Annotated in this window: 18 protein-coding genes; 9 read left to right on the top strand and 9 right to left on the bottom strand. The window is 46.5% G+C overall.

The window, feature by feature from the left end:
- Nucleotides 1–16 precede the first annotated feature (16 nt).
- The 3 genes from SB752_RS29055 to SB752_RS29065 all read right to left on the bottom strand — a co-directional run bounded on the left by SB752_RS29055 (nt 17) and on the right by SB752_RS29065 (nt 1,634).
- Complete coding sequence (locus SB752_RS29055) at nt 17–289, bottom strand: hypothetical protein (protein WP_410718945.1); 273 nt, start codon at nt 287–289, stop codon at nt 17–19.
- A gap of 29 nt (nt 290–318) precedes the next feature.
- Nucleotides 319–606 carry a hypothetical protein gene (locus tag SB752_RS29060; protein ID WP_410718946.1) on the bottom strand — a complete coding sequence of 96 codons (288 nt, stop codon included), beginning with the start codon at nt 604–606 and terminating at the stop codon, nt 319–321.
- 92 nt (nt 607–698) lie between these two features.
- Complete coding sequence (locus tag SB752_RS29065) at nt 699–1,634, bottom strand: ATP-dependent DNA ligase (protein ID WP_410718947.1); 936 nt, start codon at nt 1,632–1,634, stop codon at nt 699–701.
- A 488-nt stretch (nt 1,635–2,122) separates the two neighbouring features.
- On the opposite strand from SB752_RS29065, the gene SB752_RS29070 reads away from it, so the two are divergent.
- Nucleotides 2,123–2,461, top strand: a complete 339-nt coding sequence (locus tag SB752_RS29070) for a DUF1904 family protein (RefSeq protein ID WP_410718995.1) — start codon at nt 2,123–2,125, stop codon at nt 2,459–2,461.
- Nucleotides 2,462–2,551: 90 nt separating this feature from the next.
- Here SB752_RS29070 and SB752_RS29075 read toward each other — a convergent pair whose 3' ends face one another.
- Both SB752_RS29075 and thiC read right to left on the bottom strand, forming a co-directional pair.
- Nucleotides 2,552–2,722: a hypothetical protein gene (locus SB752_RS29075; protein ID WP_410718948.1), complete on the bottom strand. Its 171-nt coding sequence runs from the start codon at nt 2,720–2,722 to the stop codon at nt 2,552–2,554.
- An 18-nt stretch (nt 2,723–2,740) separates the two neighbouring features.
- The gene (gene thiC, locus SB752_RS29080; protein WP_410718949.1) at nt 2,741–4,489 is read right to left on the bottom strand and encodes a phosphomethylpyrimidine synthase ThiC; all 1,749 of its coding nucleotides are present in this window, start codon (nt 4,487–4,489) and stop codon (nt 2,741–2,743) included.
- Nucleotides 4,490–5,002: 513 nt separating this feature from the next.
- On the opposite strand from thiC, the gene SB752_RS29085 reads away from it, so the two are divergent.
- Nucleotides 5,003–5,884 carry a cation diffusion facilitator family transporter gene (locus SB752_RS29085; RefSeq protein ID WP_410718950.1) on the top strand — a complete coding sequence of 294 codons (882 nt, stop codon included), beginning with the start codon at nt 5,003–5,005 and terminating at the stop codon, nt 5,882–5,884.
- A 56-nt stretch (nt 5,885–5,940) separates the two neighbouring features.
- Here the strand turns inward: SB752_RS29085 and ku are convergent, their stop codons facing one another.
- From ku to SB752_RS29100, 3 genes are all read right to left on the bottom strand, one after another.
- Nucleotides 5,941–6,891 (bottom strand): non-homologous end joining protein Ku, encoded by a 951-nt coding sequence (ku, locus tag SB752_RS29090; RefSeq protein ID WP_410718951.1) that lies wholly within the window; start codon nt 6,889–6,891, stop codon nt 5,941–5,943.
- A 162-nt stretch (nt 6,892–7,053) separates the two neighbouring features.
- Complete coding sequence (locus SB752_RS29095; RefSeq protein WP_410718952.1) at nt 7,054–7,197, bottom strand: hypothetical protein; 144 nt, start codon at nt 7,195–7,197, stop codon at nt 7,054–7,056.
- Entirely contained in the window at nt 7,190–7,333 is a 144-nt protein-coding gene (locus SB752_RS29100; protein WP_410718953.1) for a hypothetical protein, read from the bottom strand. Before SB752_RS29100 ends, SB752_RS29095 begins: the two co-directional genes overlap by 8 nt.
- Nucleotides 7,334–7,629: 296 nt before the next feature.
- Between SB752_RS29100 and rsmD the strand changes: the two genes are divergently transcribed.
- Complete coding sequence (gene rsmD, locus SB752_RS29105; RefSeq protein ID WP_410718954.1) at nt 7,630–8,220, top strand: 16S rRNA (guanine(966)-N(2))-methyltransferase RsmD; 591 nt, start codon at nt 7,630–7,632, stop codon at nt 8,218–8,220.
- 39 nt (nt 8,221–8,259) lie between these two features.
- Nucleotides 8,260–8,760, top strand: coding sequence for a pantetheine-phosphate adenylyltransferase (coaD, locus tag SB752_RS29110; protein WP_410718955.1), 501 nt, complete (start codon nt 8,260–8,262; stop codon nt 8,758–8,760).
- Here the strand turns inward: coaD and ylbJ are convergent.
- Entirely contained in the window at nt 8,744–9,973 is a 1,230-nt protein-coding gene (gene ylbJ, locus SB752_RS29115; RefSeq protein ID WP_410718956.1) for a sporulation integral membrane protein YlbJ, read from the bottom strand. The two genes, coaD and ylbJ, sit on opposite strands and share 17 nt — an antisense overlap.
- A 139-nt stretch (nt 9,974–10,112) precedes the next feature.
- Here ylbJ and SB752_RS29120 point away from each other — a divergent pair, with 139 nt between their 5' ends.
- The 5 genes from SB752_RS29120 to SB752_RS29140 all read left to right on the top strand — a co-directional run bounded on the left by SB752_RS29120 (nt 10,113) and on the right by SB752_RS29140 (nt 13,805).
- Nucleotides 10,113–10,910 carry a patatin-like phospholipase family protein gene (locus SB752_RS29120; protein WP_410718957.1) on the top strand — a complete coding sequence of 266 codons (798 nt, stop codon included), beginning with the start codon at nt 10,113–10,115 and terminating at the stop codon, nt 10,908–10,910.
- Nucleotides 10,903–11,970: a SepM family pheromone-processing serine protease gene (locus SB752_RS29125; protein ID WP_410718958.1), complete on the top strand. Its 1,068-nt coding sequence runs from the start codon at nt 10,903–10,905 to the stop codon at nt 11,968–11,970. The genes SB752_RS29120 and SB752_RS29125 overlap by 8 nt, the downstream gene beginning before the upstream one ends.
- 85 nt (nt 11,971–12,055) lie before the next feature.
- A complete protein-coding gene (locus SB752_RS29130) occupies nt 12,056–12,574 on the top strand; it encodes a YceD family protein (RefSeq protein ID WP_410718959.1) in 519 nt (172 codons plus the stop codon).
- Nucleotides 12,575–12,712: 138 nt separating this feature from the next.
- Complete coding sequence (rpmF, locus tag SB752_RS29135) at nt 12,713–12,883, top strand: 50S ribosomal protein L32 (RefSeq protein WP_005834357.1); 171 nt, start codon at nt 12,713–12,715, stop codon at nt 12,881–12,883.
- A gap of 151 nt (nt 12,884–13,034) precedes the next feature.
- On the top strand, nt 13,035–13,805 hold the full coding sequence (locus tag SB752_RS29140) for a DeoR/GlpR family DNA-binding transcription regulator (RefSeq protein WP_410718960.1): 771 nt from the start codon (nt 13,035–13,037) through the stop codon (nt 13,803–13,805).
- Nucleotides 13,806–13,936 lie beyond the last annotated feature (131 nt).

Raw genomic sequence — 13,936 nt, forward strand, 5'->3', positions numbered from 1 at the left:
AGACCGGAGCGCGGCTTTACTTTTTTTGTTTGTCCAAAAGCGTATTTAGCTGAGCAAGCTCCTGCTGCATTTGAATCAATTGAATTTGAATCTGTTGTTTTTGTAGAAGTTTTTTTTGCACAGAAAGCTGCTTGCTCAGATCATCAGAGCCGTTTTTTGCAGAGGAGGATAAATTGTCAGGATCAGGTTCTACTTGTCCTGTAGAGCCGATTGCTGCCAAAAATGCACCGAGAACGGCAATCCATCCACCTACTGCTACCAATTCGTTTGCAAGATTTTTATCTATCATAGAGATCACCCTACTATGGCATCTTGAAATCACTTTTTATCGTTTTTTTGCAAATCCTTTTGCATATCATGAATTCCAGTACGAAGCTGCTCCAGCTGTGACAAAATATCTTTGTACTGCTGCTCATCTGTAGAGGAATTATCACCGTTTTGCAGCGTTTTTGATTGATTGATTTCGATATTCATGCAGGGCTTCGGTTCACAGCTCGGCTTGTTGCTCAGTTTGGTTGTCTTTTCAATCGCCAAAATCACGAATCCAATGGCAATAATCCATAATGCAATGGCGACGACATCGCTATCGTCATCAATAATCATCAAGTTGATAACCTCCACAGCAGCCATACATGGTTCGCTTTAGTGAAATCCTGCTCTACCCAAAAATATGCGAGGACCTAGGCAGATGTGAAAGCTCACTCTAGGGTGCATTGGTGGTGTGGGATGTTCACGATCGCTTGGATGCTTGGTTGTCTGAGGGAATGCCCGGGGACCCATTCCGCGTAGTGGATTTTGGCGGTGAGCTTAGGCTGTAGCCATATGGTGTCGGCTGTACGCGGTGGCTGGTTTGCAAAAGGACGAACTGGCCGAATCAATGATTGTATCTGCTCTGTTAAGGTACGCCAATCTTGCTGCGTTAATTTTCCTGTCCCGGCATGACCGATGAACCAAAAGGCACCGTCTTTGTCGTAGAGCCCGAGCAAAAGTGAATTTACGATACCGTTCTTAACGGTAACTCCGCCAATTACAGCAATTAAATCGCGATAATACTTTTTCTTTTGCCATGCGGGATCTTTTTTGTTCATGACGTAACGACTATTCAGATCTTTAATGACGATGCCCTCCATTTTTTGTGCTTGGACGACATCAAATAACGCTTTTGTATCTGTAAAATTTTCAACGAGCTGAATGTGTGGATTGGGCTTAATGATGGTACTCAGCATATTTTGTCTCTCTGACAGGGAAGAGCTGGTTACCCACTCACCATTCAGGTATAGAACGTCAAAGATCATGTAGGTGATTGCGACGACTTTTTGAAGCTGGGGAACCTTTTCCATTCGCCGTAAACCGTCTCTGCGCATGACTTCATAAAAAGAAGGCTTGCCATCGGGTCCAAACGCAATGACTTCGCCGTCTAAAATAACGGAATGGGCTCTACAGTAGCTATCAATCGCTGTAATTTCAGGGTAGTGGAGCGTTCGTTCATTTAATTTACGATTATAGAGTCGAACCCCAAGGTCATCGGAGTAAGTAAGGACGCGAACACCGTCCCATTTTACCTGAGCGATCCAATCAGGGCCTTGTGGAATGATGTCACATGAAATCGGTTCCATTGGAAAAATGGGTTGCATAGTCTTCGTTCACCTCCGCATTTAATAGCGACAAAATTTCAGTGTAACAATAGGGTACCCTGTCCTGAACGAAATAACGATCATGCTTGGACAAGAGTAAAGGGGGAGAGAACAGTTTTGAGATTATTAGAAACTTTTTTGTTGCAAATGTATCAATAACCGTTATATACTAAAATTGTTACTTACTATACATGGATTTTCATAGGAAGTATAAGGCATACTTCTTGATATCTCATGGGCTATATCTGGTTGAATGAGTTCCCGTCTGGAGTGGTACGTCCACCACACCTCAGAAGTCGGGCTCGATTCTCGGATATGGCCCTTTTTTTGAAGACAATTCTGACTTTGTTCACGATCATTACTTATTATTTCAATTGATCTATAAATATTTTTGTGATTATAATTACTAGGGTAACTAATGTTTGAGTGTTGTATTGGTTTGCCCTCAAGCATTTTCAGATCATTGGAACTGGAAAGTAGGGATCACCTTGCCTTTTCTACGATTTAAAGGTTTTGATAAAGATAAAGTAAAAGCAATGTCTCCCCTCGTGGTCGAGCAGTTTGCGAGGATTGCGGAGGTTTCGGACGAGAAAGTAAAAATTGAGCTTTTGGTTGTGGAGCAAATTACGAACAGTCCATCTTCCTTGGAAATTCTCATGTTTGAACGAAAGCAGGAGAAGCACGATGCCATTGCCGCTACGATGAATGCCATCCTAGAAGAGCACGGCTATGGACAGGTTCATATTTTCTTTGTGCTATTATCACCGACTCTGTACTATAAAGAAGGGGTTCCATTGAAACGGGGACAGGTCGAGTTGGTTCGGTAAAAATTTTTTTCTTCTATAATAAAATGGTCGAGTCCTCTGTATGAGGATACCGACCATTTTTAATGTGTGCATATGTTTATCTTTTCTTCACTAATAATAGAGGCTTTCGGTTAGCGAGCACTTTATGCATGTACGGGTAAGCGATGTCTCTTGGAAGTCATGCGTACAATGCTTTTGCAATTGACTTAATTGCTTTTGACGCTTTTCCAGCTCTGACTGCAAACGGATGATTTCTTCGCGCAATCGACTCGACTCGCTCATCTTATTCCTCCAGTCATGCTATGAATATAGTTTGCTGCCTTGTTCACGAAATTCCTGAGCTTTTTCTTGTAGTCCTGTCTTAATCGAGGCATCCGGGCTAACTTGCTTTTCCTGAGCGTAGTTACGAATATCCTGTGTGATTTTCATACTGCAAAATTTGGGACCGCACATTGAGCAGAAGTGAGCTGATTTGGAGCCTTCAGCAGGCAGCGTCTCATCATGGTATTCACGCGCTCGCTCGGGATCCAGAGACAGATTGAATTGATCCTTCCAGCGAAATTCGAATCTTGCTTTGGACAGTGCGTTGTCACGCTCTTTTGCACGAGGATGTCCTTTTGCCAGATCGGCAGCGTGTGCTGCGATTTTATAGGCGATCAAGCCATTGCGCACGTCCTCTTTATTCGGCAGCCCTAAGTGCTCCTTGGGTGTCACGTAGCAAAGCATTGCTGTGCCAAACCAGCCAATCATTGCCGCACCAATCGCAGAGGTGATATGGTCGTAGCCGGGAGCGATATCTGTGGTCAACGGTCCTAACGTATAAAAAGGAGCCTCGTGACAAATCTCCAGCTGCTTATCCATATTTTCGCGAATGAGGTGCATTGGTACATGACCAGGTCCTTCGATCATTACTTGGACATCGTGCTTCCAGGCGATTCGAGTCAATTCCCCCAATGTTTCCAACTCTGCAAATTGTGCTTCGTCATTTGCGTCCGCAATCGAGCCAGGACGCAGTCCATCCCCTAGGGAGACACAAATATCGTAGGCTTTGAGGATTTCACATATATCTTCAAAGTGCGTGTAAAGAAAGTTCTCCTCATGATGAGCCAGGCACCAGGCAGCTAAAATAGAGCCCCCCCGTGAAACGATCCCTGTAACACGCGTGGCTGTCATTGGGATGTAGCGAAGCAATACGCCTGCGTGAATCGTGAAATAATCTACTCCCTGCTCTGCTTGTTCGATCAAGGTGTCTCGGTAAACCTCCCATGTCAAATCCTCTGCTTTGCCATTCACTTTCTCCAATGCCTGATAAATAGGGACAGTTCCGACTGGTACAGGACTATTGCGAATGATCCACTCGCGGGTAGTATGAATATGTTTTCCAGTCGACAAATCCATGATCGTATCTGCCCCCCAGCGGACAGACCACATCATTTTTTCTACCTCTTCCTCCATAGAAGAGCTGACAGCAGAAGTACCGATGTTGGCGTTGATTTTGACATGAAAATGACGTCCGATAATCATCGGCTCACTCTCAGGATGATTGATGCTTGCAGGTATTATTGCACGTCCGCTTGCTACCTCTGATCTGACGAATTCAGCAGACACGCCTTCTCGAATAGCGATGAACTCCATTTCAGGGGTAATGATATTCTGTCTGGCATAGTGGAGCTGGGTGACGTTTTTACCTTGTTTCGCCCGAAGTGGCTGATATCCAGTGCGATCGAATGCAGGTACAGCCCGGCTGTCTTCCGTATGAAATCCATCGTCTCGGAGCTGAGGCTCCCGTCCGCTGTAGCTTTTTGTATCATCTCGTTCTGCAATCCATTGCTTTCGGAGAAGAGGAAGGCCGGTTTCGATGTTTATAGAGTAGTCAGTAGAGGTGTATTCGCCACTTGTGTCATAGACACGTAGCGGAGGATTAGGGGTTGTGCCATAAGGACCTTCTGAGGGATGAAGGCTGATTTCTCGCAAAGGTACTCGAATGTCTGGACGACTGCCTGTTTCATAAACTTTGCTGCTACCTGGAAACGCTGGAATCGAGAACATCAAAAAACCTCCTTGGAATGGTTGCACGTAGCGAGAACCTTTTGGGGAGGCGAAAGAATCTATCGCGCCATTAAAAAACGCCGCATGGGGGCATGCGACGCCAGACGCGAGAGTGGAGAAGAAAACGGGTATTCAAAAGAATACGCGCCTCTTTTCGTGTCGTAAATGACAATTCCTCCGCTGGCATTACCCAGTTCAGGTTCAACGGTCGATGACAACGTAGTCATCCTCTCAGCCTGGTGACTCCCAAGCTCCCGTGCTTTTTATGATTATGTCTTGCATGAATAGCATACCGATTTACTTTTCCAATTTCAAGCAATTTTTAAAATAAAACTTGCCGGTGTGCAACACATTTTCCTCCCATCTATAGTCATGACTCGGACTAAAACTGTTTCTGTAGACCCACACGAATTGGGTCTGTTACGATGAAGTTCGGAAAATGAAAACCAGCAAGAAACGGTTCATTTCCGCTCCTATCAAAAGGATATAGAGATTTTTTTGAGGTGATGTGGTGTGGATGTTTATTCCAATCTTAAGCAAGGAGAAAGAGGAGCATGGGTAAGTATTATTGCCTATATTTTCTGTGCTGCTGTAAAGATAGGAGTCGCCCTACTAGCAAGTTCTGAAGCATTGATGGCAGATGGTTTAAACAACTCAACAGACGTAGTAGCGTCAATCGCTGTATTAATTGGGCTACGAATCGCAAGAAAGCCGCCCGATCAAGACCATCCCTACGGTCATTTTCGTGCAGAAACGATTTCTTCGCTGGTTGCGTCCTTTATCATGCTTTTTGTGGGAATACAGGTTGTCACAGATGCGGTATCATCCTTATTTCATTCAAAGCAGTCTGCACCTGGAATGCTTGCAGGGTGGACAGCGCTTGCTACAGCAGTCGTTATGATTTTTGTCTATCGTTACAACCGGGACCTCGCAAAGAGAACGAATAGCCAGGCGCTGATGGCTGCAGCTGCAGATAATCGCTCAGATGCTCTCGTCAGTATCGGTGCGTTTGTAGGGGTAGCAGGAGCACAATTTCAAATGTACTGGCTTGACCCGTTGGCTGCATTTGTCGTGGGTTTCATTATTTTGAAGACAGCATGGGATATTTTCCGCGACGCCACGCATCAATTGACAGATGGTTTTGACCAGACACAATTGCAGGATTTGCGAGCAACCATAGGGGATATTGCAGGGGTGAAGGACATTAGTGATATCAAAGCTCGCTATCATGGCAGCAGTGTATTGGTGGATGTCGTCATTCATGTAGACCCAAAGCTGAATGTAGTCGAAAGCCACACCATCACCGAGAAAATTGAAGCTCGAATGAGAAAGGTGCATAAAATAAGCGTGGTTCATATCCACATTGAACCAGAGCAGAGAATCGCTGAAAGATAAAATGCGAAAACCTGTCCAGAAGGGGACAGGTTTCTTTGCATTTTCATAGCTTGTTCCTAGACAGGCGTTGCTTTTTTGCGGCGCAAGGTTTTCGTTGTGGAGGTCGATGTACTTGCTCTGGGAGCCTCTTGCGGGGAGGCTTCTTTTTTCGCGGAAGCAGCCCGTTTTTTGCTTGGCTTTGTTTTTGCAGGTGTTGGTGTTGGCTCCGGCTCTATTTTTATTGGACCGGCTGCCTGTCCAGCAGTAGTTGCCAGACTTTCCTTCAAGGCTTGCATCAAATCAATGACGTTGGCACGTGCCACGGTCGGAGCTGTAGTGATTTCTTGACCTTCCAGCTTTTTCTCAATCAAGCTTTGTAGCTGTGCACGATATTCGTCCGTATATTTTGCCGGATCAAAAGCGACCGTCATATTCCCAATGAGCTCTGTCGCCATTTTTAACTCATTTTCGGACAGGGGAATCGTTGCTTCTGGCAGGGCAGGTACTTGGCTGACAGGTCGAACCTCGTCAGGATAATAAATGGTTTCCAGCATGATGCAATGCTCATACAGCCTTATGACCGCCAGACTTTGCCGATTCCGCATCGTCACTTGGGCAACGGCTATTTTTCCAGACTGCTCCATCGCTGCTCGAAGCAATGCATATGCTTTTTCTCCTGTTTCTTGAGGAGAGAGGAAATAGCTTTTGTCAAAGTAAATCGGATCAATTTCCTTCAAATCGACGAAATCTAGAATTTCGATGGCTCTGCGGGTTTCTGGCGTTATCGCTTCCAAATCAGAGTCATCGATCATAACGAAGTGCCCTTTTTCGTATTCGTATCCACGAACAATTTCGCTCGCATCCACTTCACGCTCGCAATGCGGACACATCTTGGTGTATTTAATCGGGGTATGGCATTCCTTATGCAACTGGCGAAAACGAATGTCTCGCTCTTCCGTTGCCGTAAACATCCGTATAGGAATGTTCACAAGCCCAAAGCTAATTGAGCCTTTCCAAACTGTGTGCATGTGATCCCTCCTGTTTTGCCTTAGTATCTGCCATCTCCCTACAAAAAGGCGAGGGAAATGAAGGTCATTACAGAAGGACATTAAAAAGCCAACCGGTAACTTATTTTCGGCCAACCGCGGCTTTGCCAATCCATAGCCAGCCAGGGTTTTTAACAGTAACGGCTATTGACCGTGCTTGACGATGTCAGACTGGTCAGCCCGTGATTGCATTTCTCTCGCCATCTCTACCTCTGAACCTGTGCGATCAGCGATAGATTGGGCTTTTGCTGCTTTCAGTTTTTGCTCGGATGGTCGTTTTTCAGCCATAATCGTAGCTTCCCCCTTTACGCAATGTGTAGGTAGTATGCTTCGTTTTAGCGGAAAAAATCGCAAAAAAATACCCCATCGCCAAAAGACGAAGGGGCAGCGGTTCAACTCCTCCCGGCAATGGGAGCGGTGGCACGGAATGCTCCTATCAGACACGCCGTGCGCGAAAAGTGAACTGCCTTTCAATTATGGGAGAGGAGAAACCGGAGGAAGAGCTTATGGGGAAACGTAAGTCTTCTCCGCGGTTGTCAGCGACACCGTTACGTCGCTATCCATCATCCTTTCCAATTTTTTGGTCAGGTATACGGAGTTTGCACAAAAAATTTCCATCCGACAATTTTACGGCTCTATGCAGTTGTGATAGTATGAAATCATTCTTTATCCGAAGAGAAAAAACGCATCATACATAAATGAATTGACAGGTGAGAATGTATGCGAGTCATCGCTGGAGAACACAGAGGAAGAAAACTGACGGCTGTCCCAGGTAAGGGGACCCGTCCCACGACAGATAAAGTAAAAGAGTCGATATTTAACATGATCGGTCCGTATTTTGACGGTGGCTGGGCACTGGATTTGTACGCGGGAACGGGCAGTCTTGGTATTGAAGCACTAAGCCGGGGTGCAGAGTGCGCTGTTTTCGTTGAAAGAGATACGAAGGCTTTTGCTGTGGTGAAGCAAAATGTGGCGATGTGCAGATTGGATGCCTATGCAGAGCTCTACCGTATGGACGCTGATAGAGCTATTCGCACACTCGCCAAGCGTAATCAAACGTTTGATTTAGTATTTCTTGACCCGCCTTACGCCAATCAGAGGATTGTGGAAGAAATCAGTTTGCTGCAAGAATTTGGGATGCTCACTGATGGAGCCTGGATAGTGGCTGAGCATGATGTCGGTGACAAGTTCCCAGATGAAATCGGGAAATGCGTGAAAACGCGTGAAGCGACCTACGGGGACACTGCCGTTACCTTGTACTATTATGAAACGGAACTCGAAGCTGATCACGAGGCTAATCCTGAAATGTAGGACGCAATTCACAAGGAACGAACGAGCGGAGGATGAACGATGGCTATTGCTGTTTGCTCAGGAAGTTTTGATCCAGTTACTTACGGGCATCTCGATATTATTTCCCGTAGTTCGAAAGTGTTTGACAAAGTGATTGTCGCGGTACTTATTAATTCCAAAAAAAATTCCATGTTCAGCGTGGAGGAGCGCGTGGAGCTTTTGCGCCAAGCTACAGCTGACATGGATAATGTAGAAATTGACTCATTTGATGGGTTATTGATTGATTACATGAATAAACGTGGGGCACAAGTAATCGTTCGCGGTTTGCGGGCTGTTTCCGATTTCGAATACGAAATGCAGGTTGCGTCGATCAACAAGAAACTCGATGAAAAGATCGAAACCTTCTTCATGATGACCAATAACCAATATTCGTATTTGAGCTCGAGTATTGTAAAAGAAGTAGCGAAATACAAGGCGAGCGTGACCGATTTGGTACCACCAGTTGTTGAGGAAGCCTTGAAAAAGAAAGTAAGCGAGCAGGCCATCAGGAACGGCGGCTAATTAGCTGTCGTGTCAAAAAGCTGGCAACAAAGAGCAGGGCAGCAATACCAACAGCGATAACACCTGAAAAAGCAAAGGTTTCCCACCAGCTTGTTTGCGGGATGCCTGATGTAACAGGAATAAAAACAGGGACGCTTTTTTCAGTAAACCAGCTGCTAGCGCTGGAAAGTGGTTCCCAGACAACAAAGGTGAGAATCGCTGCAATAACAGCGTGTACAGAGCGGGCAATCAAATAAGGGGCTACTCGTATATCTGTTTCACTCAAAATGCTGGCGACCTGAGCATGTACGCTGAGCCCACCCCAGGAGAGGATTGCACTTGCGATAGCCGCTTTCCACACGAGAGAAAAGCTGTCTGGAACGACACTGGCGGCTTGAGCTCCCAAGGTTACCTCAAACAAGCCGGAGATAATGGCTTGGGAAAAAGCGGGCGGAAAGCCCAAGGGACCAAGAAAAATAGTCAAAATGGAACTGATAAAAGGTGTCAGTTGAATGGCAGCGAAAATCTGGATTAAAACCGAAAAAACAATGATGAAGCCGCCGATCATAAAAAGCGTGTTTAATGCCGATTGTACTGCGTCCCCCATAAGCTTGCCAAAGGCACGGCCATCACGTAATCGAGCGCGGTGCATCGCTTGCAGTGCGCGAAGCGGTAAAGGAAGGCTCGTTTTGTCCAAAGGCTTAGTTACGGTGGCAAACGGTGCGTGAAAACGATACAAGAGGCCCATGATAATCGCGGAGAGATAATGGGTAGTAGCTAGTACGACGCCCATTTGCTCGCTGTGAAAAAAGCCGATAGCAACCGCGCCAATTACGAACAAGGGATCGCCAGTGGTTGTGAAGGAGACGAGACGTTCACCTTCTGCCTTCGTTATGTTTCCTTGTTGTCTGAGGCGAGTAGTCAGTTTGGCAGCAACAGGATACCCTGAGGAAAAGCCCATTGCAAGCACGAATCCGCCTGTTCCAGGGACGTTAAAAAGTGGTCGCATAAATGGCTCTAGCAAGACCCCCATAAAGTGAACAACGCCGAGGCCCATTAAAACTTCAGAGAGGACGATAAACGGGAGGGTAGAGGGAAACACGACCTCCCACCAAATTTTTAAGCCTCGGACCGCTGCTTCAAATGACAATTGCGAAAAGACAACCAGCGAAAAGACGAGAGCAATGGCTGAAAAGGCAAACAACAGGGTAAGAATCGGAGAGTGGCGTGACATGGACTCCTCCTGAACGAACGACAAGATAGATAGTACATGTCTACGTAACGGACGAGGAAACTATGCGTGAGCTTGTATCTTGTTCTTGTGAAAGGATTCGTAATTCTTCACATACGCTAGTTACAGGGGGGATGTTACCATGGCAGTGAAACGTAAGCCAATCGTGGGAGTTGCCCTTGGCTCGGGTGGTGCTCGCGGGTTTGCTCATATCGGTGTGCTCAAAGCATTAGAAGCAAAAGGAATCGAGATCGATATGCTCGCAGGGAGCAGTATGGGCAGTCTGATTGCAGCTGTTTACGCCAATGGGATCGAACCTCATATGATGGGGAAACTGGCTCTCAATTTGAAGCGGAAGCATTGGCTTGACCTTACTGTACCGACACTTGGTTTTGTGGCAGGGGAAAAGATCAAGCAGCTGATCCGTCTTCTCACGCATGGCAAGCGAATAGAGGAGCTCAAAAGGCCACTTGCCATTGTTGCTACCGATATCGAATCGGGAGAGCGAGTAGTGTTTCGTGAAGGACCTGTGGATCAAGCCGTGCGAGCGAGCATTTCCATCCCAGGTATTTTTGTGCCGGAAAAAGTCGGAAACCGTTTGCTTGTCGATGGAGGGGTAATCGACAGGGTCCCTGTTACGGTTATTCGTGAAATGGGAGCGGATATCGTGATTGCTGTTGATGTTGCCCAAGTGGATACGCCGATGAAGGTGAGCTCTATCTTTGATGTCATTGCCCAAACAATTGATGTGATGGAACGAGAGATACTGCGACACAGGATCATTGCGGCCGATCTCGTAATTAGGCCAGATGTTGGACACTATAGCAGTATCGCATACACTGGTGTGGAGGAGATTATGGAACTGGGAGAACGTGCCGGCGAAGCGCATGCAGAGCAAATTCAGGAATTGATTGCGAATTGGGAGGTAGAACATGAGTGAGGATCAGCTGTACGCTACGAATCGGAGGCCAAAGAGTAGAAGAGGCTTTAGCTGGACGCTTGCTCTGATTTCGGTAGTGCTCGGACTTTCTTTTTTTATACCCACAAATTATTATGTAACACGCCCTGGCTCAGCGATTGAGCTTGGGCCGATGATAGAGGTTGAGGGCGGGAAAAAGGACGAGACAGGTTCATTCATGCTGACAACCGTGCGGATGGGTGAAGCAAATCTGGCGTGGTACGTCTATGCACAAGTTGCATCTGATGCGGAATTAATGCCGAAAGAGCTGGTTGTCAGTAAGGGGGAGAATAGCGAAGATTTTGTTCGACGGGAACAGGCTGTTATGGACAACTCGCAAAAAATCGCCGAAGCTGTAGCTTTTCGCCTTGCCGGCTATGATGTCAAGGTAGAGAAGCAGGGTGTGTGGGTAATGGGAACACTTGAGGGGCTGCCAGCAAAGCAGGTCTTGAAGATCGGTGATGTCATTACATCCGTAGATGGAGTACGCACAGCAGAAGCAAAAGACTTACTCCAGGCTCTCGCAAAGAAAAGTGCAGGAGAAAAGGTTGAAATTACATACGTCAGAGATGGACAAGAAGCAAAAACGATGTTAACCTTGGTACCACTACCCGAGTCAAAGGCTGTTGGCATCGGAGTGCGCCCTGACAACAAGCAGAGTATTCGTATTCCGAAAACAGTAAGCATCGCGTCCCAAGGGATTGGAGGACCATCTGCCGGTCTTATGATGACGCTGGAGATTTATGATCAGCTAAACACCAGCCTCGATTTGACGAAGGGCTACAAAATAGCGGGGACAGGCACCATTTCGCTGGACGGAACGGTTGGCAGGATTGGTGGAATCAATCATAAGGTAATTGCAGCCGATAAGGCTGGGGCAGAAATATTCTTTGCTCCCCAGGATACGCCAGATGCGAACTCCAATTACGAGGAGGCGCTCGCTACGGCTAAACGCATCAAAACCAATATGAAAGTGGTTCCTATCAAAACTGTGGGAGACGCTGTTACCTACCTGAACGGCCAAAAACCAAAAAATTCCTGAGTGAATTAGCTGTCAAGGAAAAATGGTTGACAAAGCTTTGGGCAGGGTCTATAATCATCTTTGTTGTGCATGAGGTGAAATGACAATGAATATTAAGCTAGCAGATTTGGAACGTAGAAATGGAGAGCCGTTGCCGTTCAAAGCCACTTTAGACGAGGTGGATCTGAAAAGCCGTCATCATGAGATTCGCAGTATGACGCCTGTAGAGGCTGAAGGCGAGGCAGTGCAGCTCGGTAATCTTTACTACGTAACCGGCAAGATGAAAGCCGACGTCAATTTCATTTGTGCAAGATGCCTGAATCCGTATACTCACCATGCGGCTGTTTCGTTTTCCGAAACATTCGCTCCGGAAGATGATCCGGTGTTAGGTGAGGACGAAGACAGCGACATTCTGCCGCTTGAAGGCGATGAAATCGAGTTGGACGCGCTGTTGCAGGAGGATTTCCTTCTGGCGATGCCGACATTCCCGCTTTGCGAGGATGATTGCAAAGGCCTGTGCCCAACATGCGGTGTAAACCGCAATGAAGTAGCTTGCAGCTGCAAGAATGAACGAATCGACCCCCGCCTGGCAGGGTTGGCTGATTTCTTCAAAGACAGCAAGTAGTTTCTTACGTTTTCAAGATGAGGCGCCTTTCCTTAAATGGCTGCGTCTCATTTTTGAAGGATGGCATAAGCATATCGCCTATACTATCCACCCTATAGAGCATCTTAGCATTTGTCAGTTGAAGGAGGTGTAAGGAAGATGGCAGTACCTCAACGGAGAACTTCCAAAACCCGTAAAAGAATGCGTCGTACGCACTTCAAATTAGAGATTCCAGGCATGATCAAATGCGATAATTGCAGCGAATACAAGCTTGCGCATCGTGTTTGCCCAAGCTGCGGTCACTACAAAGGCGTGAAAGTAGCGAAGTAAGATCCGCTGCTAAAAGTAAGGTGAGCAATCACCTTACTTTTTTTGTGTTTTTCTTCAGCTTGTAATTACTTATTAATACTTATTTTCGCTTGCAAAAATGGTGCAAATCACTTACGATCAAGGAGAAAGATAAGGATGGGGTTGAATCGTTATGTACCAAGAGGAGCGGTTGGCCGCTATCCTGCAATACTTGCAAAAACATCAACGCATTAGTGTCCAAGATGTCGTTGAGAAGTTTGGCGTTTCGCGGGATACAGCTAGACGGGATATCGTCAAGCTGGAGGAGTCGGGTGAGATCCTTCGTACACGAGGAGGAGCTATCCTTCCTAGCCTTAACAAGAAAAGCTATTCGTATCAAGAGCGCATGCAGCTGGACCTGACTGGCAAGCGCAGGATTGCACAAGCAGCAGCCCGTTTGATCAAAAACGGGGATTATCTCCTGCTGGATGCATCGACGACAGTCCAAATGGCAGTAGAGGCTGTGGAGACGACCGATCTTGTGATTATTACCAACTCACTCGGGACGGCATCTAGTATGGCACGTAAACAAGGTGTGCTCGTAAAGCTTTTGGGTGGAGACGTGCATGGAGAAGATCAGTGTGTGCATGGTACCCGTGCCCTGGAGAATTTGGTGGATTATCACGTTGACAAAGTGCTTGTAGGTGCTTGTGGATTGACTGCTGATGGCTTGGTTTCTCCCTCTGAGGAGCATGGGCATTTGATCAGAGAAATGATGAAAAAAGCGGATCAAGTGATTATTTTGGCTGATCAGTCCAAGTTTGGGAAAAGCATGCTATATCGGGTTGCCAGTCTCAATAAAATTGATATCATCGTTACCGACCAGGAGCCTAGTGAAGAAATGGCTAAGGCGCTTCGAGAAAACGAAGTCGAAGTGATGGTGGCAACTGGTGAAACGACGTAAACATTGAAAAAGGATAGATTTCAGCTGGCTGGCGTGATCGTTTGTAGCAGCGTGACAGCAGCCTGAATTTATCAGGGAAGGCCCTTCGCAGAGAGGGGCTTTCTTTTTTTCAGCTCCAAACAGGAAGGAAT

Origin of the sequence: Brevibacillus sp. SIMBA_040, assembly GCF_046535075.1 — a bacterium.
In the GTDB taxonomy this organism is placed as follows: Bacteria; Bacillota; Bacilli; order Brevibacillales; family Brevibacillaceae; genus Brevibacillus.

Excerpts from the sequence above, each read along its gene's own strand:
- SB752_RS29055 (WP_410718945.1), bottom strand. The coding sequence starts at position 289 with ATGATAGATAAAAATCTTGCAAACGAATTGGTAGCAGTAGGTGGATGG.
- SB752_RS29065 (WP_410718947.1), bottom strand. The coding sequence starts at position 1,634 with ATGCAACCCATTTTTCCAATGGAACCGATTTCATGTGACATCATTCCA.
- SB752_RS29075 (WP_410718948.1), bottom strand. The coding sequence starts at position 2,722 with ATGAGCGAGTCGAGTCGATTGCGCGAAGAAATCATCCGTTTGCAGTCA.
- thiC (WP_410718949.1), bottom strand. The coding sequence starts at position 4,489 with ATGTTCTCGATTCCAGCGTTTCCAGGTAGCAGCAAAGTTTATGAAACA.
- ku (WP_410718951.1), bottom strand. The coding sequence starts at position 6,891 with ATGCACACAGTTTGGAAAGGCTCAATTAGCTTTGGGCTTGTGAACATT.
- SB752_RS29095 (WP_410718952.1), bottom strand. The coding sequence starts at position 7,197 with ATGGCTGAAAAACGACCATCCGAGCAAAAACTGAAAGCAGCAAAAGCC.
- rsmD (WP_410718954.1), top strand. The coding sequence starts at position 7,630 with ATGCGAGTCATCGCTGGAGAACACAGAGGAAGAAAACTGACGGCTGTC.
- coaD (WP_410718955.1), top strand. The coding sequence starts at position 8,260 with ATGGCTATTGCTGTTTGCTCAGGAAGTTTTGATCCAGTTACTTACGGG.
- ylbJ (WP_410718956.1), bottom strand. The coding sequence starts at position 9,973 with ATGTCACGCCACTCTCCGATTCTTACCCTGTTGTTTGCCTTTTCAGCC.
- SB752_RS29120 (WP_410718957.1), top strand. The coding sequence starts at position 10,113 with ATGGCAGTGAAACGTAAGCCAATCGTGGGAGTTGCCCTTGGCTCGGGT.
- SB752_RS29125 (WP_410718958.1), top strand. The coding sequence starts at position 10,903 with ATGAGTGAGGATCAGCTGTACGCTACGAATCGGAGGCCAAAGAGTAGA.
- SB752_RS29130 (WP_410718959.1), top strand. The coding sequence starts at position 12,056 with ATGAATATTAAGCTAGCAGATTTGGAACGTAGAAATGGAGAGCCGTTG.
- rpmF (WP_005834357.1), top strand. The coding sequence starts at position 12,713 with ATGGCAGTACCTCAACGGAGAACTTCCAAAACCCGTAAAAGAATGCGT.
- SB752_RS29140 (WP_410718960.1), top strand. The coding sequence starts at position 13,035 with ATGTACCAAGAGGAGCGGTTGGCCGCTATCCTGCAATACTTGCAAAAA.